This is a genomic window from uncultured Tateyamaria sp., assembly GCF_947497045.1.
GTDB lineage: Bacteria > Pseudomonadota > Alphaproteobacteria > Rhodobacterales > Rhodobacteraceae > Tateyamaria.
Window position 1 is genome coordinate 14,380 of record NZ_CANMEU010000011.1, and the last position, 24,679, is coordinate 39,058.

32 protein-coding genes are annotated in these 24,679 nt (G+C 54.9%); 23 read left to right on the forward strand and 9 right to left on the reverse strand.

The window, feature by feature from the left end:
- The first annotated feature begins 539 nt into the window (after positions 1 to 539).
- On the forward strand, positions 540 to 1,013 hold the full coding sequence (gene dps, locus Q0859_RS17775) for a DNA starvation/stationary phase protection protein Dps (protein WP_299153734.1): 474 nt from the start codon (positions 540 to 542) through the stop codon (positions 1,011 to 1,013).
- 192 nt (positions 1,014 to 1,205) lie between these two features.
- On the opposite strand, the gene Q0859_RS17780 is transcribed toward dps, so the two are convergent.
- On the reverse strand, positions 1,206 to 1,736 hold the full coding sequence (locus Q0859_RS17780; protein WP_299153735.1) for an OsmC family protein: 531 nt from the start codon (positions 1,734 to 1,736) through the stop codon (positions 1,206 to 1,208).
- Positions 1,737 to 1,901: 165 nt separating this feature from the next.
- Entirely contained in the window at positions 1,902 to 2,498 is a 597-nt protein-coding gene (locus tag Q0859_RS17785; RefSeq protein ID WP_299153736.1) for a cytochrome P460 family protein, read from the reverse strand.
- Positions 2,499 to 2,937: 439 nt separating this feature from the next.
- On the opposite strand from Q0859_RS17785, the gene Q0859_RS17790 reads away from it, so the two are divergent.
- The 19 genes from Q0859_RS17790 to ccoS all read left to right on the forward strand — a co-directional run bounded on the left by Q0859_RS17790 (position 2,938) and on the right by ccoS (position 18,127).
- The gene (locus Q0859_RS17790; protein WP_299153737.1) at positions 2,938 to 3,801 is read left to right on the forward strand and encodes a cysteine hydrolase; all 864 of its coding nucleotides are present in this window, start codon (positions 2,938 to 2,940) and stop codon (positions 3,799 to 3,801) included.
- Positions 3,802 to 3,821: 20 nt separating this feature from the next.
- Positions 3,822 to 5,144 (forward strand): sulfite dehydrogenase, encoded by a 1,323-nt coding sequence (gene soxC, locus Q0859_RS17795; RefSeq protein WP_299153738.1) that lies wholly within the window; start codon positions 3,822 to 3,824, stop codon positions 5,142 to 5,144.
- Positions 5,137 to 5,670: a cytochrome c gene (locus tag Q0859_RS17800; protein WP_299153739.1), complete on the forward strand. Its 534-nt coding sequence runs from the start codon at positions 5,137 to 5,139 to the stop codon at positions 5,668 to 5,670. The genes soxC and Q0859_RS17800 overlap by 8 nt, the downstream gene beginning before the upstream one ends.
- 18 nt (positions 5,671 to 5,688) lie before the next feature.
- A complete protein-coding gene (locus tag Q0859_RS17805; RefSeq protein WP_299153740.1) occupies positions 5,689 to 6,456 on the forward strand; it encodes an SDR family oxidoreductase in 768 nt (255 codons plus the stop codon).
- Positions 6,457 to 6,459: 3 nt separating this feature from the next.
- Positions 6,460 to 6,948: a DUF4437 domain-containing protein gene (locus tag Q0859_RS17810; RefSeq protein ID WP_299153741.1), complete on the forward strand. Its 489-nt coding sequence runs from the start codon at positions 6,460 to 6,462 to the stop codon at positions 6,946 to 6,948.
- Positions 6,949 to 7,090: 142 nt separating this feature from the next.
- Positions 7,091 to 8,032: an alpha/beta hydrolase gene (locus tag Q0859_RS17815; RefSeq protein ID WP_299153742.1), complete on the forward strand. Its 942-nt coding sequence runs from the start codon at positions 7,091 to 7,093 to the stop codon at positions 8,030 to 8,032.
- A gap of 85 nt (positions 8,033 to 8,117) precedes the next feature.
- Entirely contained in the window at positions 8,118 to 9,368 is a 1,251-nt protein-coding gene (locus Q0859_RS17820; RefSeq protein WP_299153743.1) for an acetyl-CoA C-acyltransferase, read from the forward strand.
- Between the two features lie 351 nt (positions 9,369 to 9,719).
- Positions 9,720 to 10,049 (forward strand): hypothetical protein, encoded by a 330-nt coding sequence (locus Q0859_RS17825; RefSeq protein WP_299153744.1) that lies wholly within the window; start codon positions 9,720 to 9,722, stop codon positions 10,047 to 10,049.
- Entirely contained in the window at positions 10,046 to 10,492 is a 447-nt protein-coding gene (locus tag Q0859_RS17830) for a group III truncated hemoglobin (RefSeq protein WP_299153746.1), read from the forward strand. The genes Q0859_RS17825 and Q0859_RS17830 overlap by 4 nt, the downstream gene beginning before the upstream one ends.
- 1 nt (position 10,493) lies before the next feature.
- On the forward strand, positions 10,494 to 10,934 hold the full coding sequence (locus Q0859_RS17835; protein ID WP_299153748.1) for a hypothetical protein: 441 nt from the start codon (positions 10,494 to 10,496) through the stop codon (positions 10,932 to 10,934).
- Positions 10,918 to 11,202, forward strand: coding sequence for a DUF1971 domain-containing protein (locus Q0859_RS17840; RefSeq protein WP_299153750.1), 285 nt, complete (start codon positions 10,918 to 10,920; stop codon positions 11,200 to 11,202). Before Q0859_RS17835 ends, Q0859_RS17840 begins: the two co-directional genes overlap by 17 nt.
- A 70-nt stretch (positions 11,203 to 11,272) precedes the next feature.
- The gene (gene ccoN / locus Q0859_RS17845) at positions 11,273 to 12,913 is read left to right on the forward strand and encodes a cytochrome-c oxidase, cbb3-type subunit I (protein ID WP_299153752.1); all 1,641 of its coding nucleotides are present in this window, start codon (positions 11,273 to 11,275) and stop codon (positions 12,911 to 12,913) included.
- Between the two features lie 4 nt (positions 12,914 to 12,917).
- On the forward strand, positions 12,918 to 13,655 hold the full coding sequence (gene ccoO, locus Q0859_RS17850) for a cytochrome-c oxidase, cbb3-type subunit II (protein ID WP_299153754.1): 738 nt from the start codon (positions 12,918 to 12,920) through the stop codon (positions 13,653 to 13,655).
- 3 nt (positions 13,656 to 13,658) lie between these two features.
- Positions 13,659 to 13,829, forward strand: a complete 171-nt coding sequence (locus tag Q0859_RS17855) for a cbb3-type cytochrome c oxidase subunit 3 (RefSeq protein WP_299153755.1) — start codon at positions 13,659 to 13,661, stop codon at positions 13,827 to 13,829.
- Complete coding sequence (gene ccoP / locus Q0859_RS17860) at positions 13,826 to 14,707, forward strand: cytochrome-c oxidase, cbb3-type subunit III (RefSeq protein WP_299153757.1); 882 nt, start codon at positions 13,826 to 13,828, stop codon at positions 14,705 to 14,707. The genes Q0859_RS17855 and ccoP overlap by 4 nt, the downstream gene beginning before the upstream one ends.
- A 62-nt stretch (positions 14,708 to 14,769) precedes the next feature.
- Positions 14,770 to 14,922 carry a hypothetical protein gene (locus tag Q0859_RS17865; RefSeq protein WP_299153760.1) on the forward strand — a complete coding sequence of 51 codons (153 nt, stop codon included), beginning with the start codon at positions 14,770 to 14,772 and terminating at the stop codon, positions 14,920 to 14,922.
- A gap of 13 nt (positions 14,923 to 14,935) precedes the next feature.
- Positions 14,936 to 15,757 carry a DUF2189 domain-containing protein gene (locus tag Q0859_RS17870; RefSeq protein WP_299153762.1) on the forward strand — a complete coding sequence of 274 codons (822 nt, stop codon included), beginning with the start codon at positions 14,936 to 14,938 and terminating at the stop codon, positions 15,755 to 15,757.
- 4 nt (positions 15,758 to 15,761) lie between these two features.
- On the forward strand, positions 15,762 to 17,954 hold the full coding sequence (locus Q0859_RS17875; RefSeq protein ID WP_299153763.1) for a heavy metal translocating P-type ATPase: 2,193 nt from the start codon (positions 15,762 to 15,764) through the stop codon (positions 17,952 to 17,954).
- A complete protein-coding gene (gene ccoS / locus Q0859_RS17880) occupies positions 17,951 to 18,127 on the forward strand; it encodes a cbb3-type cytochrome oxidase assembly protein CcoS (RefSeq protein WP_299153765.1) in 177 nt (58 codons plus the stop codon). The genes Q0859_RS17875 and ccoS overlap by 4 nt, the downstream gene beginning before the upstream one ends.
- 116 nt (positions 18,128 to 18,243) lie before the next feature.
- Here the strand turns inward: ccoS and Q0859_RS17885 are convergent, their stop codons facing one another.
- The 4 genes from Q0859_RS17885 to Q0859_RS17900 form a co-directional block, all read right to left on the reverse strand.
- Positions 18,244 to 18,630: a DUF488 family protein gene (locus Q0859_RS17885; protein ID WP_366523222.1), complete on the reverse strand. Its 387-nt coding sequence runs from the start codon at positions 18,628 to 18,630 to the stop codon at positions 18,244 to 18,246.
- Positions 18,631 to 18,852, reverse strand: a complete 222-nt coding sequence (locus tag Q0859_RS17890; protein WP_299153769.1) for a hexameric tyrosine-coordinated heme protein — start codon at positions 18,850 to 18,852, stop codon at positions 18,631 to 18,633. It lies immediately after the preceding gene.
- A 202-nt stretch (positions 18,853 to 19,054) separates the two neighbouring features.
- The gene (locus tag Q0859_RS17895) at positions 19,055 to 19,531 is read right to left on the reverse strand and encodes an Rrf2 family transcriptional regulator (protein WP_299153771.1); all 477 of its coding nucleotides are present in this window, start codon (positions 19,529 to 19,531) and stop codon (positions 19,055 to 19,057) included.
- Positions 19,532 to 19,893: 362 nt separating this feature from the next.
- Positions 19,894 to 20,796 carry a LysR family transcriptional regulator gene (locus Q0859_RS17900; RefSeq protein WP_299153773.1) on the reverse strand — a complete coding sequence of 301 codons (903 nt, stop codon included), beginning with the start codon at positions 20,794 to 20,796 and terminating at the stop codon, positions 19,894 to 19,896.
- A gap of 97 nt (positions 20,797 to 20,893) precedes the next feature.
- On the opposite strand from Q0859_RS17900, the gene Q0859_RS17905 reads away from it, so the two are divergent.
- A complete protein-coding gene (locus Q0859_RS17905) occupies positions 20,894 to 21,214 on the forward strand; it encodes a hypothetical protein (protein ID WP_299153775.1) in 321 nt (106 codons plus the stop codon).
- Positions 21,207 to 21,593: a nuclear transport factor 2 family protein gene (locus Q0859_RS17910; RefSeq protein ID WP_299153776.1), complete on the forward strand. Its 387-nt coding sequence runs from the start codon at positions 21,207 to 21,209 to the stop codon at positions 21,591 to 21,593. Before Q0859_RS17905 ends, Q0859_RS17910 begins: the two co-directional genes overlap by 8 nt.
- Before the next feature lie 220 nt (positions 21,594 to 21,813).
- Here Q0859_RS17910 and Q0859_RS17915 read toward each other — a convergent pair whose 3' ends face one another.
- The 3 genes from Q0859_RS17915 to merF form a co-directional block, all read right to left on the reverse strand.
- Positions 21,814 to 22,656: a methyltransferase domain-containing protein gene (locus tag Q0859_RS17915; protein ID WP_299153778.1), complete on the reverse strand. Its 843-nt coding sequence runs from the start codon at positions 22,654 to 22,656 to the stop codon at positions 21,814 to 21,816.
- A 438-nt stretch (positions 22,657 to 23,094) separates the two neighbouring features.
- Positions 23,095 to 23,319 carry a GDCCVxC domain-containing (seleno)protein gene (locus Q0859_RS17920; RefSeq protein ID WP_299153780.1) on the reverse strand — a complete coding sequence of 75 codons (225 nt, stop codon included), beginning with the start codon at positions 23,317 to 23,319 and terminating at the stop codon, positions 23,095 to 23,097.
- On the reverse strand, positions 23,295 to 23,504 hold the full coding sequence (gene merF, locus Q0859_RS17925; protein WP_299153782.1) for a mercury resistance system transport protein MerF: 210 nt from the start codon (positions 23,502 to 23,504) through the stop codon (positions 23,295 to 23,297). The genes Q0859_RS17920 and merF overlap by 25 nt, the downstream gene beginning before the upstream one ends.
- Before the next feature lie 252 nt (positions 23,505 to 23,756).
- Between merF and Q0859_RS17930 the strand changes: the two genes are divergently transcribed.
- The gene (locus Q0859_RS17930) at positions 23,757 to 24,677 is read left to right on the forward strand and encodes a LysR family transcriptional regulator (protein WP_299153784.1); all 921 of its coding nucleotides are present in this window, start codon (positions 23,757 to 23,759) and stop codon (positions 24,675 to 24,677) included.
- The last annotated feature ends 2 nt before the right edge of the window (positions 24,678 to 24,679 follow it).

Genomic DNA, 24,679 nt, shown 5'->3' on the forward strand with positions numbered 1-24,679 from the left:
TCCGCATCGGGCTGCCTGCGTGGCACCCTGCGTTGATCGCATGGGCAAATCGTTAACTAGTCACAGATCCTGCTAAGTCTAACAAATACACTACCACCGCACCAGAAAACCGCAAGTTTCTGAAACTATTTCCGCTTGCAGTCAGCGATAGAGATGTCGGAACTATGCGTGCCCCTGAGCGGCTTCGGGTAAGGTCAGATAGGTAAACAATGATCCATAACTATTCAGCACAGTCAGTCCTTGTGACCGGGTTATCCCATCGTGCCTAACCTGTCCTGACGTGCGTTAAGCAATTTTCAAAAAAATGTGAACCTTCAACAAAGGCAACCTGAGCGGAAACAAAAACCCCTTAGATTCCAGAATTTTGGCAAGATTCTGAGATACGCGCCGCCTGTATGCGACGACCATATGACGTGAAGGAAGGCAACATGAGGAAGCCTTGCACCCCCATTTAAACAGGCGGTAATCAACCCCGTCACACAACTTTCCAACAGCCCAACAAGATGAGCGTTTGCCAACCAATGGAAGCGAGTTAAAGGATGCCGAAGCGATTTGTACCGCCAAACGACGACGTCTGCGAAGTATTGCAGCAACGCTTGTTTGATCTCATCGACTTGGCCAGTCATGCCAAACAGATCCATTGGACCGTGCAGGGTCGGGAATTTCTGGCTTTGCACGAGTTTTTCGACGAAGTGCATGCTGACCTGTCCGACTGTGCGGACCATGTGGCCGAAAGAATTGCGGCTTTGGGCGGGCATGTGAGGGGTACAGCCAAGGCAGTTGCGAAAGGGTCTCACCTGCCCGACTATCCTTTGGATATTGCTGCCGCGCAAAAGCACATCAACGCCTTTTCAAGTTCGATCTTCCAACTGAAAATGCTTGTTCGCGGCAACGTCAAAACGGTTACCGAATTGAAAGACTACAGCAGCGCGGATCTCCTGAATCAGCTGTCCAGAAAGATTGATGAAATTTCTTGGATGGTTGGTGCGCAAATGGAACCAAAGACCAACTAGACGCTCTGGCAACGTCCCAACCAATCTGCCTTGATGAAGTGTTTACGACTATCACTCTCACGAGTGTGCGGCGTATCTATTATCGGGCTTAGGCAGCCACAGTTAGGGCATGACTGAGGCCATGCTTGGCCGTGCTACCGGGCCACGACCTAGGTTTACGGATTGGGTATCGTGGTTGCAAAATGAGCTGCGTCAGTCGTTGGAGAATGCAGTCTCGATCTGGGACGTCCTTTCGAGCGTTCTGCTTACGGGACACTTGTCAGCGATCGCCAATAACTTGTTCCTCAGCTCATCCGAAACATCCCCCTCAATCGAAATCAACCGTTCGAAACGGTCAATGTATCCGATTGATTTTTTCTCGGAAGTCGCAGCCGTGGTCATGTCATCCAGGTGCACCTTCTCGTGTGTCACGCCCACGCTTATGCGACCCAGGTCCAACGACTTATGAGCGGCGTACACTCGTAAGGTCATTGCTGTGCATGTTGCCACGGCCGAGGCCAGAAAATCATAGGGCGACAGACCTGTATCAAGACCACCGTAGCTCACGGGTTCGTCCGCCATAACGCGATGATTGCCGCAGGATACAATCTGTTGAAACTTTCCCCCTGTGGTTTCTGTTGCACGCGCGGTTTCCGGCATGCCACTGGACGAAAGCGTATCATTCGGAGAGTGCATCGCCACAGCGAGGTCCGCAGGCTGCTTTGGTTGCGCGTCTTCTGTCATCTGTCTATCCAATCTTCCGGTTTAAGGTGTTTGGCCTTTGATCATTTGACCACTCTATCAAGGCTGGGTGGTGCAGGGCCCTTTCGATCCGGGGTTTCGACTGCTTCCTCCGGCCGATGAGGGCCAGAGGAAGCAAATCACCGTTAAACCTCTCCTGCGCAGTACTTATTCCGCGTCGAGGATCTGGTAGAACTTGGTGAACACCATGTCCGCTGACGCATTATCAATGTGGCATTGGGCACATGCTGCTGTAGGGGCAGCGGCAGCCGTTTCAGCATATGGTGGGGCATGGTGTCCGAAGTTGAAGTAACCCCAATTTTTGCTGTCGCTGAAGCGCGTGGAATCCTTTACCGCGATGTCGATGCCATTATAGGGTCCGGGGAAGTAACCCCGCCCGGACACTTCATAGCTTGATCCATCATCTTCATCGCTGCTCAGCGTCAGTTGCAGTTCTTTGAGAAGGATTGTGCCTTCTGGAAACACTTTGGTTTCCTGATAGATTTTGAAGACTTCGGGATGCATGTAAACGTTATGGTATTCGGGGAAACCAGCTGCTCCGCCATTAAGTGCATTTGGCGTAAGTGGCGAACCCAGATATACCCATTCTCGATAGCCGGTCGGCAGCTGTAGTTCGCCATCAGCAGTCCAGACGGGTTTCCAATCGGCCTCCTGTTGGGCGTTGGCTGGCTGCAGCTGACCATAGCCACCGACCAGAATGGCGGTTGTTGCAAGCACAGCTGTCAGTATCATCGGGGTTTTCATATCGAGTTTCCTTTTCGGCGTTGGGGTCTGCAAGTTCCACTCGTGGCTTGTCGTCCTGGCAGCCGACAATCGATTCACAAACCGTGGTAAACACTGTTAACCTCGATAAGCGTGGGGTCGTTCGGGCTACCGGGATACCAAGATTTTGCAAGGGTGGCAGAATGCTGCGATCCATTGAAGCGCCCAAAATCGGCTTATCAAGCAGCATTTTGGCAGAGATCATCAAGCTTTCGGCGCACCACGTAGCCACCCTATTCTCTTTGAAGCTGCAAGTGGTGACGCCACATAGTCGGCTTCGAACTAGGCTGAATTACGCTCAACTCAGGGTCGCTCCCGTAGAGGAAAGGCAAGAATTTGCGATCTGGAACAGCTTTCTGAAATCACAGCCGCGTTCCAAGGCTCATCCTGTCAAACAGATCCGAAACAAAGGAACGAGACCATGGAAAAGACGACTGGACAGTGTGGATGTGATGTCAGCCCTGAAAAGATTGATCAGTCGCGGCGTCGTTTGCTGGCAAATAGCGGTGTTACGCTTGCTGCGGCTACGGCTGCTGTGAGTACGACTATGGTTGGCAGCGCCAATGCGTCAACGGATGAAGCGGCGGCCCACTATGCGGACCCGGAGAACCCGGGATTGCCTGACGTCGACATGGAGATCGAGACAGGGCGAACCGCCTTGGTCATCGTTGATCCGCAAGTTGATTTCTTGTCGGAAGAAGGGGTGACGTGGGGCGTTGTCGGAGAGAGCGTCACGGAACAACAGACGGTCGACAATATCGAGAAGCTCTTTGCTGCTGCCAAAGCAGTCGATATGCCTGTCTTCATTTCCCCCCACTATTACTACCCGCATGACCACAAGTGGAAATTCGAAGGTAGGTTGGAAAAGACCATGCACGCGATCAAGATGTTTGATCGGGAGAGTGCACTTAACGTCGACAACTTCGATGGATCCGGGGCGGATTGGATGCCTCAGTACAAACAGTATATCAATGACGGCAAGACGGTGATCTGTTCCCCTCACAAGATATATGGACCAGCGCAGAACGACCTGAACTTGCAGATGCGCAAGCAGGGCATCGACAAGGTTATCCTGGGTGGCATGTCAGCCAACCTATGTGTTCAGGCACATCTCTACGAGATGCTCGAACTTGGGTATGAAGTTGCAGTCGTTCGCGATGCTACTGCCGGTGCGAAAGTACCGGAAGGCGACGGCTATTTGGCTGCTTTGATCAACTATCGCATGGTTGCCAATGGTGTTTGGTGGACCGAGGACGCCGTCACTCGCATCAAAGCGTCTGCCTAGCATCCGTCTCCTCTGCACAAATGAATCTCAATTCAGAAGGTCTTAACCCAATGACTTCCACTAAGTCTCTCCCCCTTGGTTCGGAAGAGCGCGCCGCGGGGAATGGTCTCATTTCCCGGCGCTGGCTGCTTCGTACAGGTCTACCTGCTGTAGGCGCTTTGGGTTTGTCTTCCGAAATGAGTCGAGCAGAGGAGTTGAGAGTTCCTGACTGGAGCTCTACGCCCGGCCTTGATTTGACCAGCTACGGTCAACCGTCGCCTTTTGAAAACGAAGTGGTGCGTCCCACACTGCCTTTGTTTCCTGAAGGTATCGGAGATGGGTCGGGCGTCTCATTCACACCCCTGGAAAAGCTTGCAGGGACGATAACCCCCAACGGTCTCTTCTTTGAGCGTCATCATAGTGGCATCCCTGAGATTGCCCCGGAAGAACACCGGCTCGCCATTCATGGTCTTGTTGAACGCCCGCTTGTGTTCACTGTTGAGGCCCTGTTGCGCTACCCGATGGTGACGCGGACTTGTTTCATTGAATGCGCTGGCAACAGTCTGTTCAACAGTATGGACGAGCCGCAACAGCGGACGGCCGGGGAAATCCACGGGCTCATTGGCAACGCCGAATGGACGGGTGTTTCCTTGGCCCATTTGCTGAACGAAGCCGGTGTCTCACCTTCGGCCAAGTGGTTGGTGGCTGAAGGCGGTGATGCCGCCAAGATGAGCCGTTCCATCCCGATTGAGAAGGTTATTGATGGCGATGCGTTCATCGCATTGTATCAAAACGGTGAGCGTATTCGCCCCGAGCAAGGCTATCCGATGCGGCTTGTCTTGCCGGGATGGCAGGGCAGTATGAACGTCAAATGGCTTCGGCGCATCAAGGTCGTATCGGCACCCGTTCACACAAAGGATGAAACATCCAAATACACATTGCTGCAAAAGGATGGAAAGTCGCGCCAGTTCACATACGAGATGGGTGTAAAGTCTGTCATCACGTCACCGTCACCGGGTAGAGAGCCGGGCGCTCAGGGGCTGTACCAAATCAGTGGTCTCGCCTGGTCCGGTGCGGGGCGGGTCACCAAAGTTGAAGTATCTGCCGATGGCGGCAGTTCCTGGGCCGAGGCGCTGATCCCGGACCAAACACCTGCGCGTGCCTTGACGCGTTTTCAGTTGCCATGGGTCTGGCAGGGTCAATCGGCCACCTTGATGAGCCGCGCCACCGACGAAACCGGTGCCGTGCAACCAACGCGGGAGGCTTGGTACGAACCCTACGCCCCCAACCAGTTGTTTCATCAAAACGCTATCCAAGCTTGGGCCGTGTCCAGCAGCGGAGGTATCTCCAATGTCTATGTCTAAGCTCGGCCTGATGGCGCTATGGACCGCAACGACGTTTACTCTGGCGATCTCAGGGAATGCCCAAGATCTTGGGCAGGTCGTAAGCGAAAGTGACCTTGCGAAATGGGATATTTCGATTGGCCCGGATGGTGTTGGTTTGCCCGCTGGCAGCGGTTCTGCCGCCGAAGGCGAAACCGTATGGCTGGAACAATGTTCGGCCTGCCATGGTGAAAAAGGAAAGGGCGGACCAGCCGGGGATCTCGTCGGTGGGATCGGTACGCTTACGCGGCCCGACCACGTCAAGACCGTGGGCAGTTTCTGGCCATATTCAACCACTCTCTATGATTATGTACGTCGGGCGATGCCCTATTACGCGCCCGGCAGTCTTGCCGATGACGAGGTTTACGCAGTCGTCGCTTACCTCCTCAGCCAGAACGAGATTATCAGCGATAGTGCAGTGATGGATGCGACTAGTTTGCCTGAGGTCGAAATGCCCAATGCGGACGGGTTCATTTCATACTGGCCGTCGCCTGAAACAGAGAACTAGGAAATAAAGGAACATAAAATGCACGAACATATTAGCTATATCTTGGGTGGTTCTTCAGGCATGGGCTTTGCGACTGCGAAGCAACTTGTCGAGGATGGCCACACAGTTGTCCTGTTCTCTCAAGGGGCCGACCGTTTGAACGAGGCGGTTGCTGAGCTTAATGCGATCAGGGCCGGGTCGGCAGAGTCAATTCAAGTAAACTTGCGAGATGCCGACTCCGTCAAAGACGTCATTGGAAAAATCGACGCCGAGTCGCGCCATATCAACCATCTTGTCAATGCAGCAGGGGTTTTCGCGCCGAAACCGTTCATCGACACCGATGCGGAGGACTATGACAAATACATGGAGCTCAACCGCTCGACGTATTTCTTCACCCAGGCCGTGGTCCGAAATATGATGAAGAATGAAGGTGGTTCGATTGTGAACATCGGATCCATGTGGGCACATCAAGCGGTCAAAGCGACGCCTTCCGCCGCCTATTCGATGGCCAAAGCAGGTATTCATTCGCTGACACAGCACCTGGCAATGGAATTGGGCGAACACAATATCCGGGTCAACGCGATTGCACCCGCGGTGGTTATTACACCGATTTATGGCGCTTTCATTGAGCCCGACAAGATCAAGGAAACATTGACGGATGGGTTTGGTGCGTTTCACCCCATTGGCCGTGTCGGTCATGTCGAGGATGTCGCCAACCATGCGGTCTTTTTGTTGTCGGACAAATCCAGCTGGACAACAGGTGCCGTTCACAACGTCGATGGTGGCGTGATGGCCGGACGGAATTGAGCCGTGCTCTCTGAAAACAGGACGTTCGGAAAGATGGCGTTCCCCTCTTTTTCTACGACCGTTTCATGCCTGTTCGCCGGAGCCGTCTGCCTGCTCTCGGGCGGGCAGGCCATGGCGGGTGATGGCAACATCGCGGACTCTGCTTTGCCGGCTGAACAAAAGGAGTTTCTGCCGGCCTTTCCCGGTGATGATACCATCACCTTTGCCACGGCATATGGTGATCGTAACGGGCATGCGCACGGCACGTTTGGACGTTTCCCTGCTAACTTTGAAACACCGCCACACATCCATTCGCATGCCTACCGCGCAGTTGTCCTGTCGGGTGAAATGACCAATCCGTTTGCGGGAGAGGAAAACCCACCTGTACTCAAACCAGGCGCGTATTGGTCGGTGGCGGCTGGCAGCGTCCATACAACCGCCTGCGTCTCTGACACCCCGTGCGAGTTTTTCATGTATTCTGATGAAGGGTTTGATTTCAAAGCCAGCGAGTAAATTCATGCTTCGGTTACGCATAGGAGCCTGCTTTGCTGTTGTTGGCCATGTTCGGTGGGTCTCTGGCGCATTTATGTGCCGGGAAAACTCTCGGGCCGGACAACTATCACCCCTTCACTCTCCTGTTCGAAAGGAACATTCAATGAACCTACGGAAACGCTTGCTGCTTGTTTTGATTGCGGCACTGTCTTTGTCGGCAAATACGTCCACTGCTGCCGACGTGCAGTACGGATATGAAACTGTCGATGGTGTAAATATTTTCTACCGCGAAGCCGGTAAGGACAACCCATCCTCCATCGTCCTGCTGCACGGGTTCCCCAGTTCATCCCATCAATACCGCAATCTCATTCGGGACTTGGGTGACGAGTTTCACGTCCTTGCCATGGACTATCCGGGCTTCGGTGCGAGCGATTTTCCTGATCCGGCGGAGTATGAGTATTCATTTGATAATATTTCAGACACCGTCAATCAGTTCTTGGAGCAACGCGAGATTTCCTCCTATGCCATGTACCTCCAGGATTATGGGGCACCCATTGGACTGCGGATTGCCACCCGACACCCTGAGCGGGTCAATGCCCTGATCTTCCAAAACGGCAACTTCTACGAGGAGGGCCTGAACAAGGAGGCATGGGCACCCATTATGAAGCTGTGGGAAGGCCGCGATGCAGAGCTGGAGAAGGTCATAGCGAGCAATGTTTTTAGCCTGGAGGGTCTGCGCTGGCAGTATACCCACGGCACCCGTAACCCCGACGGAATCCTGCCGGACAACTGGTTGTTGGATTTCCAGTCCCTGTCACGCCCGGGTCAGCACGCCGTCCAGCTTGATCTGTTCTATGACTATCGCAACAATGTCGCGCTGTATCCTGAATGGCAGCAGTACCTTAAGGATAACCAACCTCCGAGCCTGGTTGTCTGGGCCAAGAACGACGCCTTTTTCCCGACACCGGGTGCCGAAGGTATAAAACGTGACGCTAACGACGTGGATTACCATATCCTTGATACTGGCCATTTCGCCCTTGAAGAAGATGGTCCGCTGATCGCGTCGAAAATTCGCGCGTTTATGACCGCACGAGACCTCAAGTAGCGAAAAGAAACGAACGTACCCCCGTAAACCGCAGACGTTTCCGGGGGTGATGGAAGATATCGGCAGAGGTTTGGAAGATATTCAAATGACCAAGGTTTATCTCGTTCCCGGCAAACGGACACCGTTTGTCAAGGCAGGATCGCAGTTTGCCAAACTCGATTCCATTTCGTTGTCGACCCCTGTGATCAAGGCGATGGCCGCGCAGACCCGGCCCGATTTCGTAAGCTGGGGGCAGGTCATTCCAAGTCCCTCAATATCCAACCTGTCCAGAGAGTTGTCGCTTGGGGCGGGCCTTGATCCATCCATTCCCGCGTTTTCGACCGTCCTTGCCTGTTCCACCAGCATGATGGGTGCAATTCAGGCTGCCGGGATGGTTGGTCGGGGTGGCACACATTTGGGCATGGTTGGTGGTGTTGAGGTAATGAGCCGAGTGCCTATCGCGCTCAAGTCGGACATCGCGCAGATGATCGCAGGTCTGGCAATGAAGAACCCTGCGGAGGCCATCACTGCGATGCAATCCCTGACCGCAGACAGCTTTGATTTACCCATCAAAGGATGGGCCAATCGAATATCGGGCCGATCTATGGGTGAACATACCGAAGACACTGCGAAGCTGTTTGAGATCCCGCGCGATCAGCAAGACGAGATTGCGTTTAACAGCCACAAACGTGCAACTGACGCCCAAAACTCGGGGTTCTTTGATGACCTCATTGTTCCTGTCGATGACGTGAAATCCGATACGATCCCACGGGCTGATTCAACACAGGAAAAGCTGGCGACGCTCAAGCCTGTTTTCGACCGTTCCGACGCGGGCACCCTCACCGCCGGAAACTCCTCTCCGCTGACAGATGGGGCTGGTGCAGTCTGGGTGTGCGATGAGGTCGGGCTGGCGACTTTGGGCCGTCAGGACGGCATCGAATTGGTTGATTGGCAGATTGAAGCGATGGACTACACCGATGAAGGGATTCTCATGGCGCCTGCACGCGCGATCCCGAAGCTGCTGGCGCGACATGGGTTGCGACTGGACGATATCGCGCTTTGGGAAATCCATGAAGCGTTTGCGGCTCAGGTTCTGGCAAACATCAAGATGATTTCGGACTCCAGTTACCGCCGTGCGAAAGCGGGTGTGACGGACGATCTGGGACCATTTCCAATGGACCGCCTTAACCCGAACGGTGGAAGTCTTGCGATTGGACATCCATTTGGGGCAACGGGTGCCCGGATTATGAGCCAGGCATGCAAGGAACTCACCGGGTACGCATCAGGAAGCCTCGGCGTCGTATCGATATGTGCAGACGGAGGTCAGGGGACGGTCCTCTTGCTGCGACGACCCTAGGGGCCGGATCATCTTTACCAAGTCCTGCAAAGGACAAGATCGGCAAGGCAATCCTATATCGCCGCGCTGCGTGCTCTGCGCTCCCCATTCGGGGTTGGGCATGACCTGTTCCCCGGGCTGAGATTGACTTTTTCCAAGCGTGGCACCGGGGTTCTGAAAGCAGGCTGATCAAAGAAATACCTTTGATGAATCTTAATGCTTGCGCAGGGTGTTGTAAAAGAAATATAATATATAGATCATATTTAGAGGGTGATTTGGTGCTCCTCACGCTTCAAGCAGGGTAGACAGTTAGATCCCAGTGTATCTGGCCCTGAGGGGGACCGTTTGTTCACAGTCGTAAAGTTCAATGAGATGACCCGCAATCATCTGATGAAGGTGGCCCACGCGCTTGGCGTCAATGAATTCATCGCCAAGGTTTGCGGTCGATCAGGGGGTCTCGGACTCGCAAGATCTCCGAAGGATATCAACATCGAAGCGGATATCTACCTTGTCGAACATCAACCATCTTTGGCCGAATATCTGACCGAAGAGGTCGATGCGAAGCCAATCGCAGAGCCCCGCCGTGCACTCAGGAAATCCGTTGACGTGTTCCTTGGCGCGCGCGGCCAATATGCGTTGGTGTCACCAGTTGATGTCGGTCATGCCTTGAGGTGCCACATGTTTGAAGGGAATCCGGTATGACAAATCAGTTGCGGACTGCGCGCGAGCGACGAAAGCAGATACAGAAGAACGCTGATGCACTGGGTATTGATGACGCCTATATCTCCACACTGGTAGAGACGTTCTATGAAAGAATACGGGCGGACGAGCGGATCAGCCATATCTTTGCAAGCAAGATCGGTGACGACTGGGAGCCGCACCTCACGAAGATGAAGGATTTTTGGTGTTCCGTGGCCTTCAATGCCGGACGGTATTCAGGCAAGCCCGTGCCGAAACATCAAGCCTTGATCGAGACCCGCCCTGAGCATTTTGAAGTTTGGCTTTCGCTGTTCGAACAGACTTTGAAGGATACTGCGCCGACCCCCGAGGCGATCCCCTATCTGATGGAGCGCGCCGAACGGATCGCTTCGAGCCTGCAAATGGCGATGTTCGGCATGCCGGGCCTGCCGGGAAGCAGATGGTAGCATGACACCAGTCGTATCACGAGGGTTATCGGGACTCTGGGCGGGTGTTGTCATCGGCGGTTCCTTGATCGCCGCGCCTGCGAAATTTCAGGTCACAACCCTTTCAACGCCTCAGCTTCTCGAAGTCGGGCGCGCTCAATTCCATTGGGTTGGTATCGCGGAGGCCGCTCTCTGCGCCGCCCTTCTCATCTCGGTGTTTCTGAGTGAGCGGTCGCGGTTCATCTTTTTGTGGATCCCGGTCGCACTGTTTGCCATTCAGCGCCTTTATCTGATGCCGCTGCTGGATGCGCGAACACTGGAAATAATCGCCGGTTCCGATGTGGCCGAGAGTTCGATACATATCGTGTTCATAGTGTTAGAAATTACGAAGGTGATCCTCCTCTGCGGCTTCGCGGTGGGAGGACTGGAATATAGAAGGTCTGAACATGCCAGCCATACGTAGCCTGCCAGATGGTGTAGAGAAGTACGCCGAGTCCCCTCTCTTTGCGGCCGGAAAGGTTCCGGAGAGCCTGCAAAAGTCGCACAGTACAAAAGAAGGGACTTATGCGCGCCTTATCGTCACGGCGGGTCAGGTCCAGTATTTTCTTGTTGGCGAAAGCACGCCAGTTGCTACACTTGATGTAGGCGACACGTTTATCATCCTGCCTGCGGAAGAACACTTCGTACAGGTGACCGACGATGCAGAGTTCTATCTGGAATTCTGTAGATAAAGTGGCCTCTGATATATGATACCGCGACCGTTCCGAACGATCTGACACTGTAAACGCAAAGGACATTCTGATGATATCGCAATTGACGCGTGATGAACGCTCCTCCGCCATGATCCTCTGCGCGCTTTTGACACTTTTCGGATTGGCACTCGGCATCGTGGGACGGGATGACGTTCTGGGGTGGCACGGCGCCCTCCTCGCTTTTGCCGGACTGGCGCTGCTGTTTGTCGTCATGCGTGGCTATTATGATCCCAACCCGGATCCGGATCGGATCACCAAATACTACGATGATCCGACGAAGGTTGGGGTTATCGTCTCCATGATGTGGCTGGTCTTTGCCACGTTTGTCGGTGACTGGGTTGCCTGGCTTCTCGTCTATCCCGAACTGACCTTTGATGCCGGATGGTCGAGCTTTGGACGTCTGCGCCCGGTTCACACAACAGGTGTCATTTTTGGTTTTGGGGGCAACGCGCTCATCGCGACCTCGTTCCACGTCCTTCAGCGCACGTCACGTGCCCGCCTGGCCGGCAACCTGTCTCCCTGGGTTGTTCTTATCGGGTTCAACCTTTTCTGCCTTATGGCGGTCACGGGCTACATGCTCGGGATCACCGCGTCCAAGGAATATGCCGAGCCAGAATGGTATGCAGATATCTTCCTCGTGGTGGTCTGGGTCACTTACTTTGCCCTTTATATCCGGACCCTGGCGCGTCGACAGGAGCCCCACATCTACGTTGCCAACTGGTATTTCCTGGCCTTCATCCTCGTGGTTGCGATCTTGCACATCGTCAATAACCTGGCCGTGCCCGTGTCGCTGGCGCATGCCAAGAGTTATTCCCTTTTCTCGGGTGTTCAGGATGCAATGACGCAATGGTGGTACGGCCATAACGCGGTTGCCTTCTTTCTGACGTCCGGGTTTCTGGGGATGCTCTATTACTATTTGCCCCGACGTGCCGGACGACCGATTTTCTCATACCGGATGTCGATCATCAGCTTTTGGGGAATTACCTTCCTCTATATGTGGGCAGGTTCGCACCATTTGCATTACACGGCATTGCCACATTGGGTTCAAACCCTCGGGATGACTTTCTCCATCGTGCTTGTCGTCCCGTCCTGGGCCTCGGCGGGCAATGCTTTGCTCACTTTGAATGGTGCATGGGAAAAAGTACGCGACGACGCGACCTTGCGGTTCATGTTCGTTGCGGCGGTCTTTTATGGGCTGTCGACGTTTGAGGGGTCTTTCATGGCCATTCGACCCGTCAACTCGCTCTCGCATTATACCGATTGGACCGTGGGCCACGTGCATGCGGGCGCGCTTGGTTGGGTCGCAATGATTACCTTTGGTGCATTCTACACGCTCGTACCGATGCTGTGGAACCGGGAGCGGATGTATTCAAGCCGTTTGATCGAAGCGCACTTCTGGCTCGCGCTGTCGGGGACAGTGATCTACGTATTCGCAATGTGGAATTCCGGCATCGTGCAGGGACTGATGTGGCGCGCTTATGCAGAAGACGGGACACTGGCCTATTCCTTCATCGACTCACTTAATGAGATGATCCCCTATTACTTCGCGCGTGCGGTTGGTGGGTTCCTCTTCTTCCTCGGCGGTGTGATCGGACTATACAATATCTGGATGACAACCCGGATGCCTGCTTTGGAAGACCCGCCTGTCTATGACCTGCCACCGGTCTTCGAAACAGAACCCGCGGAGTGATGCCATGCTAGACAAACACGCAAAACTCGAACGCAACGCCATAGCCTTTGTTTTCGCAATCATCTTCGTGGCCTCTATTGGCGGCATCGTGGAGATCGCGCCGCTGTTCACCATCGACGAGACCGTGGAGGAGGTGGAAGACATGCGGGTCTACACGCCTTTGGAGGTGGCTGGGCGTAATATATATATCCGCGAAGGGTGCTATGCGTGCCATTCACAGATGATCCGAACCTTGCAGGACGAGGTCGAGCGTTACGGCCCTTATTCTCTCGCGGTCGAATCCCAATACGATCATCCGATGCTCTGGGGATCGAAACGCACCGGGCCGGATCTGGCGCGGCTTGGCGAAAAATACTCCGACGATTGGCATGTCGCGCACCTTATCAATCCGCGGGATGTCGTTCCTTCCTCCGTGATGCCGTCCTATGCCTGGCTACAGCGCAACAGTCTCAAGAACGAGGATATGGACCTGCATTTGGCGGCCCTTCGAAAGGTTGGGGTGCCTTACACGGACGAGATGATCGAGAATGCCGCCCAAGATACATACGGACAGGCCAGACCCGACTCGGAACCTGCCGATGCGTTCCTTGAACGCTATGGCGAAGATTCCAACGTCAGGGCGTTTGACGGTGATCCGGGTCGCCTGACCGAAATGGATGCGCTTGTCGCCTATCTTCAAATCCTTGGCCGTCTCACCGATGTCGCACATCAGCAGGCGAGCAATAGTACCGGGGGAGAATGACAGATGGAATTCGATCACAATTTCTTTGTGGGCTTCGCCAAATCCTATGGGCTTTTTTATATGATGGCGTTCTTTTTTGGCGCTGTTGTCTACGCCTATTGGCCTGCCAACCAGGAAAAGTTCGATCAGGCAGCAAAGAGCATCCTGGACGAGGATGAGGGGGCGCAGAAATGAGCAAGCCAGAACGTGACCCCTACACCGGACTTATGACGACCGGGCACGAATGGAACGGTATCAAAGAGCTTATGACTCCGGTCCCGAGGCCGGTTAAATTTTTCCTTGCCACCACAATTTTATTGTCAGTCCTGCTCTGGATTCTTTATCCAACCTGGCCCTACGGCCCGAACTACACGAAAGGGGTTCTGGGAGTAGATCAGAGAACCATCGTCGAAGAAAACCTGTCCAGATCCGCCGCCCTGCGGATGGTCTGGGAGGAGAAATTCACCGCCACGGACATGTCCGAGCTTGAAGCCGACGATGGTGCCATGACGTTTGTACGCTCTCATGGTGCGCGTCTGTTCGAGGATAACTGTTCCGCCTGCCATGGCCTTGATGCGTCGGGCGGTCCGGGCTTTCCAAGCCTGACAGATGACCAGTGGCTTTGGGGGGGCGATGCGGACACCATCCTTGAAACCCTCAGGGTTGGCATCAACACCTCACATGATGAGACCCGCTATGCTGAAATGCTGGCCTTTGGTGATCAGGGGATACTCGATTCTACGGAACGGCGTGCGTTAACCACTTACGTCATATCACTTTCACGACCCGATGAGTTGACCGAGCAACAGACCGAGGGCCTGCCAGTTGGCCAAGAGCTCTTTCTGGATAACTGTTCAAGCTGCCACGGCGACGACGGGGGCGGTATCCTTGATGTCGGCGCGCCGAACCTGACAGATGACTTCTGGATCTACGGTGGTGATGCAGAGTCGATCGCTGCAACGCTCCGCCATGGCCGTATCGGTGTTATGCCATATTGGGAAGACCGGCTCAGCGAGGCGGATCGCCGTCTTCTGACACTCTACATCCGGGATTTGGGACCGAAACCACAATGACCGAGGCGGCACCGGACCATGCGACGATCAACAAACGTTGGACATCGAGGCCAGCGGTCTGGATGGCACTCGCAGCACTTGCCGTGGCCGGGCTATTCGTTGCGAACGCGCATCTGGTGATCGTTGCGGTGTCGTCACAACCCGGGTGCGTGCCGCATGACAAGGTTGCCGACAGTGAAACCGCGCAGATGCGTGCCGCCAAGTCAGGATGCTGAGAAAGGATGGAAAATGACTGAGACAGCAATAACTCCTCTGGAGCCCCCCCTGCGCCCCGATTTCCATCGCGACCTACCGCTCGCCGCTCCTATTGACTGGCTGAAACTGGGGATCAGGGACACGTTCCAGTCACCTGCAAGCAGTCTGGCATATGGGCTCTTTGTGTTCGTCATCTCTTTGATCACCATCGGCGGTCTGTTCCTTTTGGGATATGACTACATCCTCTTGCCCGCGCTCGCGGGATTTATGGTCATGGGCCCTGCCATCGCAGTGGGGCTTTACGAAAAAAGCCTGCTGCTTGCGGCGGGGAAACGATCCGAACTGCGTGATATGATGCTCGTCCACGCGCGGTCGCCGGGCCAAATTCTGTTTGTCGGTGTTATCTTGATGCTTGTTGTGATGCTCTGGTTGCGCGCCGCGTTTCTGCTCTATGCGCTTTTCTTTGGGATGATCCCCTTTGGAGGCTTCGATCAGGTCCTTGCCACAACATTCACCACGCCACAGGGCTGGGGGTTGCTTCTTGTGGGCACGGCCACGGGCGGTTTGTTCGCCGCCTTCTCGTTTGCCATCAGCGCGTTTTCCATACCGATGCTGATGAACGAGCGGAAAGACGCATTGACGGCAATGGGTGTGAGCATGGCCATGGCGTGGTCCAACAAAGGCTTAGCCATCGTCTGGGGTGGCATCGTTATCGCCCTGTTCGCCATCAGCCTGCTGACGGCGCTTATTGGCTTGATCGTCGTGTTTCCCATACTTGGGCATGCGACGTGGCATGCATATGTCGCGATGCGGGGCGATACGGCACAGGTGACACGCGAACCCGCCGAGGGGTAGAGCCATGGCGATCGATGATCGTGACATTGTTCATGCCAGTACCGCGCTTCCCGACGGGCGACTGAGGCTCGAACTGAGCGTTCCGGGCATTCACTGTGGCGGTTGTATCCAAAAGATCGAAACGGCGTTGACTGATGTCACGAATGTTGCTTCTGCACGGGTTAACCTGTCGACGCGGCGTCTGACGGTGCTGTTTACCGATCCGGACAACCCACCGGCGATCGGTACCGTACTGGACCGGATCGGGTTTGACGCGTTCCTCAGCGGGTCGAAAGAAACCAAGGGTGACAGCGTCTACCGCGCATTGCTCAAATCCCTGGCGGTTGCTGCCTTTGCGGCAATGAACATTATGATGTTGTCGGTGGCGGTCTGGGCCGGTGCCGAACCTGAAACGCGGCAATTGTTCCACTGGGTCTCGGCCGCCATCGCTCTGCCTGCCTTGGTCTATAGCGGTCGCGTGTTTTATCTCAGCGCCTGGAACGCGTTACGGCATGGCCGCACCAATATGGATGTCCCGATCACAGTGGGCCTTGTCGTCACCTATGCCATGAGCCTGTACGATACGGTGACAGCTGGGGCGCACGCCTATTTTGATGCGGCGACAAGTCTGCTCTTCTTCCTGCTTATCGGGCGGACACTGGACCATATGATGCGTCAGAAGGCCCGTTCCGCGATTGACGGCCTCCAGAAACTCATCCCGCTCGGCGTTACCCTTCTGCACGGGGATGGGACGACAACATATCTGACGACGGACAAAATTGAGCCGGGCATGAGGATAATGCTGGCCGCAGGCGATCGCGTGCCGGTTGACGGTGTGATCGAAAAAGGCCGATCCGAAGTCGACCTTTCTCTGGTCAGCGGCGAGAGCCACCCGGTCGGCATTGGTCCGGGCAGTGGTGTCGTCTCCGGTGGCTTGAACCTCTCGGGGGCCGTCGTCCTGCGCGCTTCGGCCCCACCGGAGGGGTCATACCTTGCCGATATGATCCGTTTGATGGAACGGGCCGAAGGTGTGCGTGGCCGTTTCACAAGGCTCGCTGACAGGGTTGCGTCGCTCTATGCCCCTGTGGTGCATGTGACAGCACTTGCCGCGTTCATCCTCTGGTACGGCATGGGCGGGGACATCCATCTGGCGCTGTCTATCGCCGTCAGCGTGTTGATCATCACATGTCCTTGCGCGTTGGCCCTTGCGGTTCCGATGGTTCAGGTCACGGCGGCGCGTCGACTGTTTGATGCGGGGATAATGATGAAAGACGGGTCCGCTCTTGAGAAGTTGATCGAAGTCGACACGGTGTTCTTCGACAAGACAGGAACACTGACGTGCAGCAAACCCGCGCTCATCAATAAGGACGATCTGGACCCGGCCATGTTGAAGACAGCTGCAACACTGGCCCGTCATTCAAGGCATCCCTATGCCATGACAATAGCTGACCTATGGCGACAGCAGTCATCGCAATTGGATGACGCAGATGATGTGACAGAGGTTCCCGGGTCCGGTATCGAGGGGATCATCGCGGGATCCAGGTTCAGGCTTGGCCGGTCCGAGTGGGCGGTTGGCGACAATGATGGTGGGCGCGCGCTTCGGGATGCGGGGCCGGTGCTGACCCAAGACGGCAGGGTCGTGGCGGAATTCCGTTTTGAGGATGAGGTGCGCCCAGAAAGCCATGAGGTCGTCTGGCGCATACAGGAGGCGGGGTTGGCCCCATCGGTGCTTTCAGGCGATAGCGAGACGAAGGTTTCGAAGGTCGCGGAGATGCTCGGCATGCAGGATTACAGGTCTGGGCATGTTCCGGACCAAAAGCTTCGGACAGTTGAGCGCGCGGTCAGAGACGGTCGAAAGCCTTTGATGGTGGGTGATGGGATCAATGACGCACCCGCACTGGCCGCTGCCCATGTCTCGATCGCGCCCGCCTCTGCGACGGATGTCGGCAGGACCGCAGCAGATGTCGTGCTTCTGAAAGACGATCTGCGCGGTATCATTACGCTCTTTGATGTTGCCCGGTCAGCCCGGACCCTGACCGTTCAGAACGTGGGTTTCGCTCTGGTCTACAACGCGGTCGCAATCCCCTTTGCGTTCTTTGGGTATGTGACACCGCTTGTCGCTGCAATTGCAATGTCCACATCCTCTGTCATCGTTGTTCTGAACGCTCTTCGGTTGAACGCTCCGACGTCTACAGAACCAGTCCGGAGTATCGCATGACCGCGAGTTATCTATACCTTATCCCGGTTTCGTTATTGCTTGGGGGCGTTGGTCTGTTCGCCTTTTTCTGGTGTTTGCGATCAAGCCAATACGACGACCTTCAGGGTGCGGCAGAACGTATTCTGTATGATGAACCGGAGGAGCGAGACACATCATCGATCGAGAAGAGCTGACGCCGGGCATCACCGGGAAACGCACCATCCTTGAGGTGCGGCGTGGTGGGCAAACGATTGTGCTGGTTGGCTTGGCCTTCTAAAGCCCCGCCAAAGCCGGGCTTGGTCTTAAGGGGCTAATTTGGACGCAGCCGCTCGATCAGGAAGGCCCGTAAGACCGCCGCATGATTGTGGTCGAGATCCGCATTGGCGAAGATCAATGTCACAACACCCTCCCTTGCGAGGTCCTCCACGACTGACACGGAACTGTTGAGCTTCAGCTCAGCGATATATTCCGACCGAAACTCCGGCCATCGTGCGCGATCCTTGTGGAACCATCTTCTGAGGTCCGGGCTCGGCGCAACCTCCTTTGCCCAGAGAAAGAGGCTTGCCCTTTCCTTTGAGACGCCGCGTGGCCAAAGAGCATCGACAAGGACCCTTTTGCCGTCACTGGCCAAAGGCGTCTCGTAGATTCTGCGCAGCCTTAACCTGTCATCCATTGATAAAGGATGTGTTGACACCATTCATTTCCAAAACCCATTGGCCTGAGCGATTGTCTGAAAGTGTATTGCAACAACGTGAGAAGCCGCCGTGAGGCTGTCTGCATCCCTTTCGTATTTCTGGCGTAGTTCGTCCCGGATTTTGGGATCGGGTTGAGTATATTTCACCGCCATGCGCGAGAGTTTTATCGCTAATTCGAAACCCTCTTCTGGCGTTTCGGTCTTCAGTGTTTCGAGCCAAGTCATATTTTGTATCCGTGAGTGGTCACATTGTCGTAATCCGGGGCAGCTTGATGACACCGTCTTAAGATACATCAGGTTTATATCTTTCGTGATGAAAGTCAACCGACAATGAATCTACAGGATGAACCCTACCGGCAAATGACTGGCCCGAAGCGGCGAACACGGCAGTGCGCTTTTGCGACGTGTTTGAGTTGGTGGACCAGATCTAGATTGTTTCAGTATCCAAATCGAAAGATGGACCCCGTTGCGGGAATGTCCGCTCCATCGTTGGTTCAAAAATATCGCGTGTCAGCATCATGTCCCTGAGCGAATGGCGGTCCAACGTCTCAAGAAATGCGTCCAGAGCCTGATTGAGCGGACCGGGTAATTTGCAAAACTGTGAAATGATACAGTGGTTCACTTGCCCAAAACACTCCACGAGGCGGAAATCGGGTTCCGTCAATCTGACCACTTGACCGAGATTGATGTCTTCTGGTGCCTTTCCAAGGCGGACGCCGCCGGACCTGCCCCGCACAGCGTGCAGGTAGCCCTCAGTCGACAACAAGTGAACGATCTTCATCAGATGGCCCTTGGACAGATCGAATGTTTTCTGCATCTCTGCAATTGTCGTCAATTGTTCCTCACGTGCCGCCGTATACAGCAACACTCTCAGTGCATAATCAGTGAAACTTGTCAGTCTCATGGGACACCTCGAAACGGTGCACAGGGTCGTTGGTTCACGTTGTATTCCTTTTGGATCGATCTGCGTTTTATCATACAGACCCCATAACATATAACATACATCCATCTTAAACAGGTGCTACGTGGAATTCTGATTTGTCAGGGCCTTTTCTCTGACATCGTGCATAGCCTCGTCGGGTATCATCGAAAGAATGCCTGGTTACATTTTCCGAGCGTAAGGCGAAGGACGGCCCGGTCGAGCGTCAAAAGCCGGAAAAGTCCTGTTCCGGGTATGCTGTGTGGTGCCTAGTTACCGATCTAGATACCAATCAAGAGCAATCTCAATATGCGATGCCGCCCGGCTATCTCATACTGCAAGATGCCCTACCGAGTTTCTTTGCCTTCTTTTGCCATTTGGACGAATGCCCTTAGTCGTCGCGTCATATGGCGTTTGCTGCGGTAATTGAGCGAGTACCGGGGCAGAGAAGACAAGTGTTCGCCGAGCACCGTAACCAAGCCGTCATTCGCGATATATGGCGCTGCGATCTCGGCGTAGACGTACGCAAGACCAAGTCCGTTGCGCGCGTAATGCAGAAGTGACCGCATATCGTTGGCAACAAGCCGAGGCTTGGGTCGCATTGTAAAGGGGCCGTCCGAGCCGACAAACTCCCAAGGTGCATTATGCTTACCGGCCCCGAAGGCGTAACAGATCGTATCGTGGTGCAGGATGTCACGCGGGTGCTCTGGCACATCTCTGGCCGCCAGATAGTCCCGCGAGGCCACGATGCTCATGGACAATTCGGGACCGACGGCAGTCGCATGCGTATCGGGATCAAGCAACGTATTTGATCGGATCGCCGCATCTATGCCCGATGTCAGGAGGTCGACTTTTTGGTCGTCATAAATCACTTCTACATCGACGGCTGGATAGGCGGCAGCGAAACGGGCAACCAGGTTATCGAGAAAGAACGGACCGGCGCTATAAGGTGCAGAGAGGCGCAGCGTTCCCGTGACTTTGTCCTTCTGATCATCAAGATCCCTGATCGCCCCTTCCAGCTCCGCAATGGCTGGCAAGCTGCGAGCGTAGAACTGCTCCCCGATCGGCGTAAGTGCGACAGACCGCGTGGACCGCTCAAAGAGGCGCACACCCAGTCGATCCTCAAACCGCTGAACGGCTTCACTCACGGATGCCGGTGCCTGGCCGAGATGTTCAGCAGCAGCCCTGAAACCGCCGCGCCGGGCGACTTCTACAAAGACCCGGATATCTCCAAAGTTGCTTCTGCTCATTGTTCGATTTTTCGATCAGTATGTCAGTTAATAGTCGGGTTATTCTTACGATAGCGATGACATAACTTGATGCAACCGCAATCAATAGGAAGCCGCAATGTCAAAGATTACCGAAATTTTCATCCTGAAGATGAAAGAGAACAGCGAAGTTGACGCGATCCGCGAAGCGGCACGTGCAGACTTTACGGCGCTGGAAGGTGTGACATCCTGGGAAACGCTGGTCACGATGGATCAGTCCCGCCAGACGCTTTATGCAGACGTTTTCACCTTTCCTGATTACGAGACGGCAAGGCGGGTGACACCCCAATTTGCCGAGCGACCTGCGACAAAAGCCTTTCTTGGCCAAATCGAAGAAATGATCATCGGTCAGTTCTTTACAGCCCATGACCCCAAAACCTCGGAGCAAGACCGTGACTGAACGTGAAGAAATTGAAGCCGCAATCGAAGAATGGAATGCTGGCCTGGATGATGGTGACATTGAGCGGATGGTGGCCTCATGCCACCCGGATGTTATGACGGCGAACGAGCGTCAACCCGTCACTGTCGGCACTCAGGCGATCCGAGACAAATACAACCCACGCATCGCGGCCGCTGAAATCACTTCCGGTTATGACATTGAAGACCTGCTATTTTATGGCGACACCGCAATTGTGTCTGGCCGTTTTTACGGGACGATGAAGATGCGCGATACAGGCGAAGTCAAAAGGCCGGAGGGCCGTTTGGTCCTTGGATACAAGCGTGATGCAACGGGTGCGTGGAAGATGTTCCTCGATATGGACAACAACGGGCCCGCTTGACACGCCCGCGGTCGCGTCGCCATGGCGCGGCCGTCTCCGTCAGGCTCCACGTTCGGGAAATCTCGTTTCGTAATGTAGAGTGGCCGTCGGTTCATTCGGTTTTTGAGGTGTAGGCCCTTTCCCATCACACCAACACTCAGAAGACCAGGAATGGTACAACGCCTAAGGCGGCTTCGTAGCTAAACGTTCCGATTTTTCGGAGCATGACAGGGCAGGGGGTTCATCCATCCACCGGCTCAAGCCGAATGCGCTTGTCATTGTGGATCATCCTGAACCGCCAACCCGCCAGATGAGTGGGATCTGAAAAGAGGTCGGACACTTGTTTGGCCAGCGCGTGGTTGCGCGCGCCCGCACACGGATAGAAGCCACACCGCCCCAGAGTTGCAGCCTCGAAACCCTCATTGGTCCGGTGTGCGAGGATCATCGCCCCCCAACCATTCTCACCCGTCAGCGGCAGGAGCAGCCGGGCCTCCTCCGACAGGTGTGAGGACCATGTATCAGGCACATGGGTCACGCCTGCGAATGCAACCACAAGGTCGAAGGGACCGTGTTCGTCGTCATTGGGCAGGTCCGTGACTGCATTACCGTGGCGCACCTGCGCATTCGTCCATGCTGTCAGGTTGGTTTTCGCACGTTCGGCCAAGGTGCCTTCCACTTCATAAGCCACCACTCTTCCTTCTGCACCGACGAGATGGGCGAGGATGGCGGTATAGTAGCCAACGCCTGCGCCGACCTGCAGCACGCGCGCACCGGGCCGGATATCCGTACGGGCGAGGAGGCGGGCCCATAGGGTCGGTTCCCCGATATTGATGCCTCGCGCCTCGTCCAACACCACGAGCACTGCATGATAAAGCCATCGTGGATCAGCATCGGGTGTAAGGTGCGCTTCAAAGCCGTTCTGGGCGAGCGCGGAGCGAACCTTCCAAGGCCCTGGACCAGCGAAAGCCTCGCGCGGAATGGCCCTAAAGGCTTCGAGGGTCCGGTCGGTTGTCAGGCCGTCAGGCAGTCCGCCCATGAGGCGAAGTTGATCGATAAAATGATCGGCGTGCATATGGTTGTCCATCAGGTTCCTTGAGGTTGCCCAGTTCGATCAATCGACGGTTTGCGTGCGCCAAGGTGGAAAGCCGGATCAGAACGACTCAGTTGTGATAACAGCGGCTTTCCGGCTTTCGATACACGACGGCGGGCGGGCCTCTCCTCGGACAGAATACCATTGCGCCACCACAACGCAATCTGCGACGCCGTCATCTTGCATCGCGCAACATCAGGCAAAGTGGACCTGGATGGGTCATTGGACCAAAGGGTTTTTAGCGCCCCAAAACACCTTTGAGCTGGCACTGAATTCGAGACCCCGAGATTGGGGCGGAACTGCTATTTTTCATGCTGTCGACGCAACAGCCCGAATACATATGAGTGACTTCTGAAAATATCCCAGAGGATCATTTGCAAACAGCAGCCGTTGCATAAACCCGCCGCGTTTTTGTGAAGCCAAAAATGTCCGCTATGCGCAGCAGGGCTTGCCCTCTTGGATCGGAGGGCATGGCACTGTTGCATACGAACAATATACACAGCAATCGCCTTGGAGTGGCTTCAAGACGATGTTGCAGGCCTTGCATTCGTAAAACCACTGACAGGCATCTGTCGGCATGGTCTCCGTCTCGACATGCCCGCATGAGGGACAGGTCAGTATGGATTCCAGAACTACTTTTGCTTCTTCTGCAGCCAAAATGCGTACCCCGCCAGAATTATGAAACCAGCCATCAAGGGAAGCAAAATTGCATCGTTATAGATCACGCCAAGCAGCCCGGTTAAGCCCAATCCTGTGAGAACGATCGGTAAGAGCGGCGTAAAGCAACAAAGTGCGGCCAGCATGCTTCCCACCAGCCCAAATGCAAGAAGTTTGCTTTTCATCAAATTGGAGTGCCTCCATGAAACGTCGTACAGGACATACCTTGCCAAGGCAGATATCGAAATCCGTAAACATATAGTGGCGATGTCCGCTTAGCTGCAAATACCACGCCTGCTACGTCTCCCCATTGCCGCCATCATGGCGCAACTGCGAGATGTAGCTTCCTGTTTGATACGCATACAGCGTGACAGACGATCCTTCTTGTGGTTTTAGAAATCTCCTAAGCTAAGACTGCAAATGCATTGTGAGTTTTGATGAATTTACGCGACCTAGAGTACGTTGTGGCTGTGGCAAGGCTGGGCAGTTTCAGCGGTGCCGCCGAGGACTGCAACGTGTCGCAGCCGGCCCTTTCCAACCAGATCAAGAAGCTGGAAAAAGAACTGGGCACGGATCTGTTCATCAGGTTGAGCGGGGCCGTGCGTCCAACCACCTGCGGCGCGCGCGTGGTTGCCATCGCAGAAGAGATGCTGGCCGGTGCGCAGCGCATTCGAGACACGGCAACGGAATTCAACGACCCCGAGGCGGTGCCCTTCAACATCGGCCTGACGCCTACACTCGCCCCCTATCTGACTGAATACTTCTCGGTTCTGTTCCGCACGCTGTTCCCTTCCATGCGGGTTACCATGATCGAGGACTTGCCCCAGAACATGCTGCAAATGGTCGAAGACCACGTTCTTGATACGGCTTTGGTCGCCCAACTGAACCACAACTCAACACTGGAATTCACATCCATCTGGGAAGAGCCGCTGTATCTGGGCGTTCGCAAGGGTCATCCGCTTGACACATTGTCCTCGATCCGACCCGAGGACGTGCCGGTACATGATTTCATTCGTTTGCCGCACTCTTTCGGGTACGAACTTGAAGCCCGCTTGCCCGAAACAAATGTCGCCGCGCGGGCGAGCAAGACGTTTGATCTGAGCGCCCTGCGGTTCGAGACGATTTGCCGGTACATTTGCCATTCAGATGACTGTACCATTGTGTCGGCCCTTGCCGCAGAACAGTTCACTCAAGACAATTGGCCACTGACATTCATTCCCTTCGAAGCGCCGGGAAACCTGCGAAACCTAGGGGCCGCATCGCGCCTGAACTGCCCCCGAAAACCGCTGCTTGCCAAGATCGTGGCATATATCCAGCAGAATCCGCCCAAAGGCGTCACGCCCACATTCGAGGCGTGACG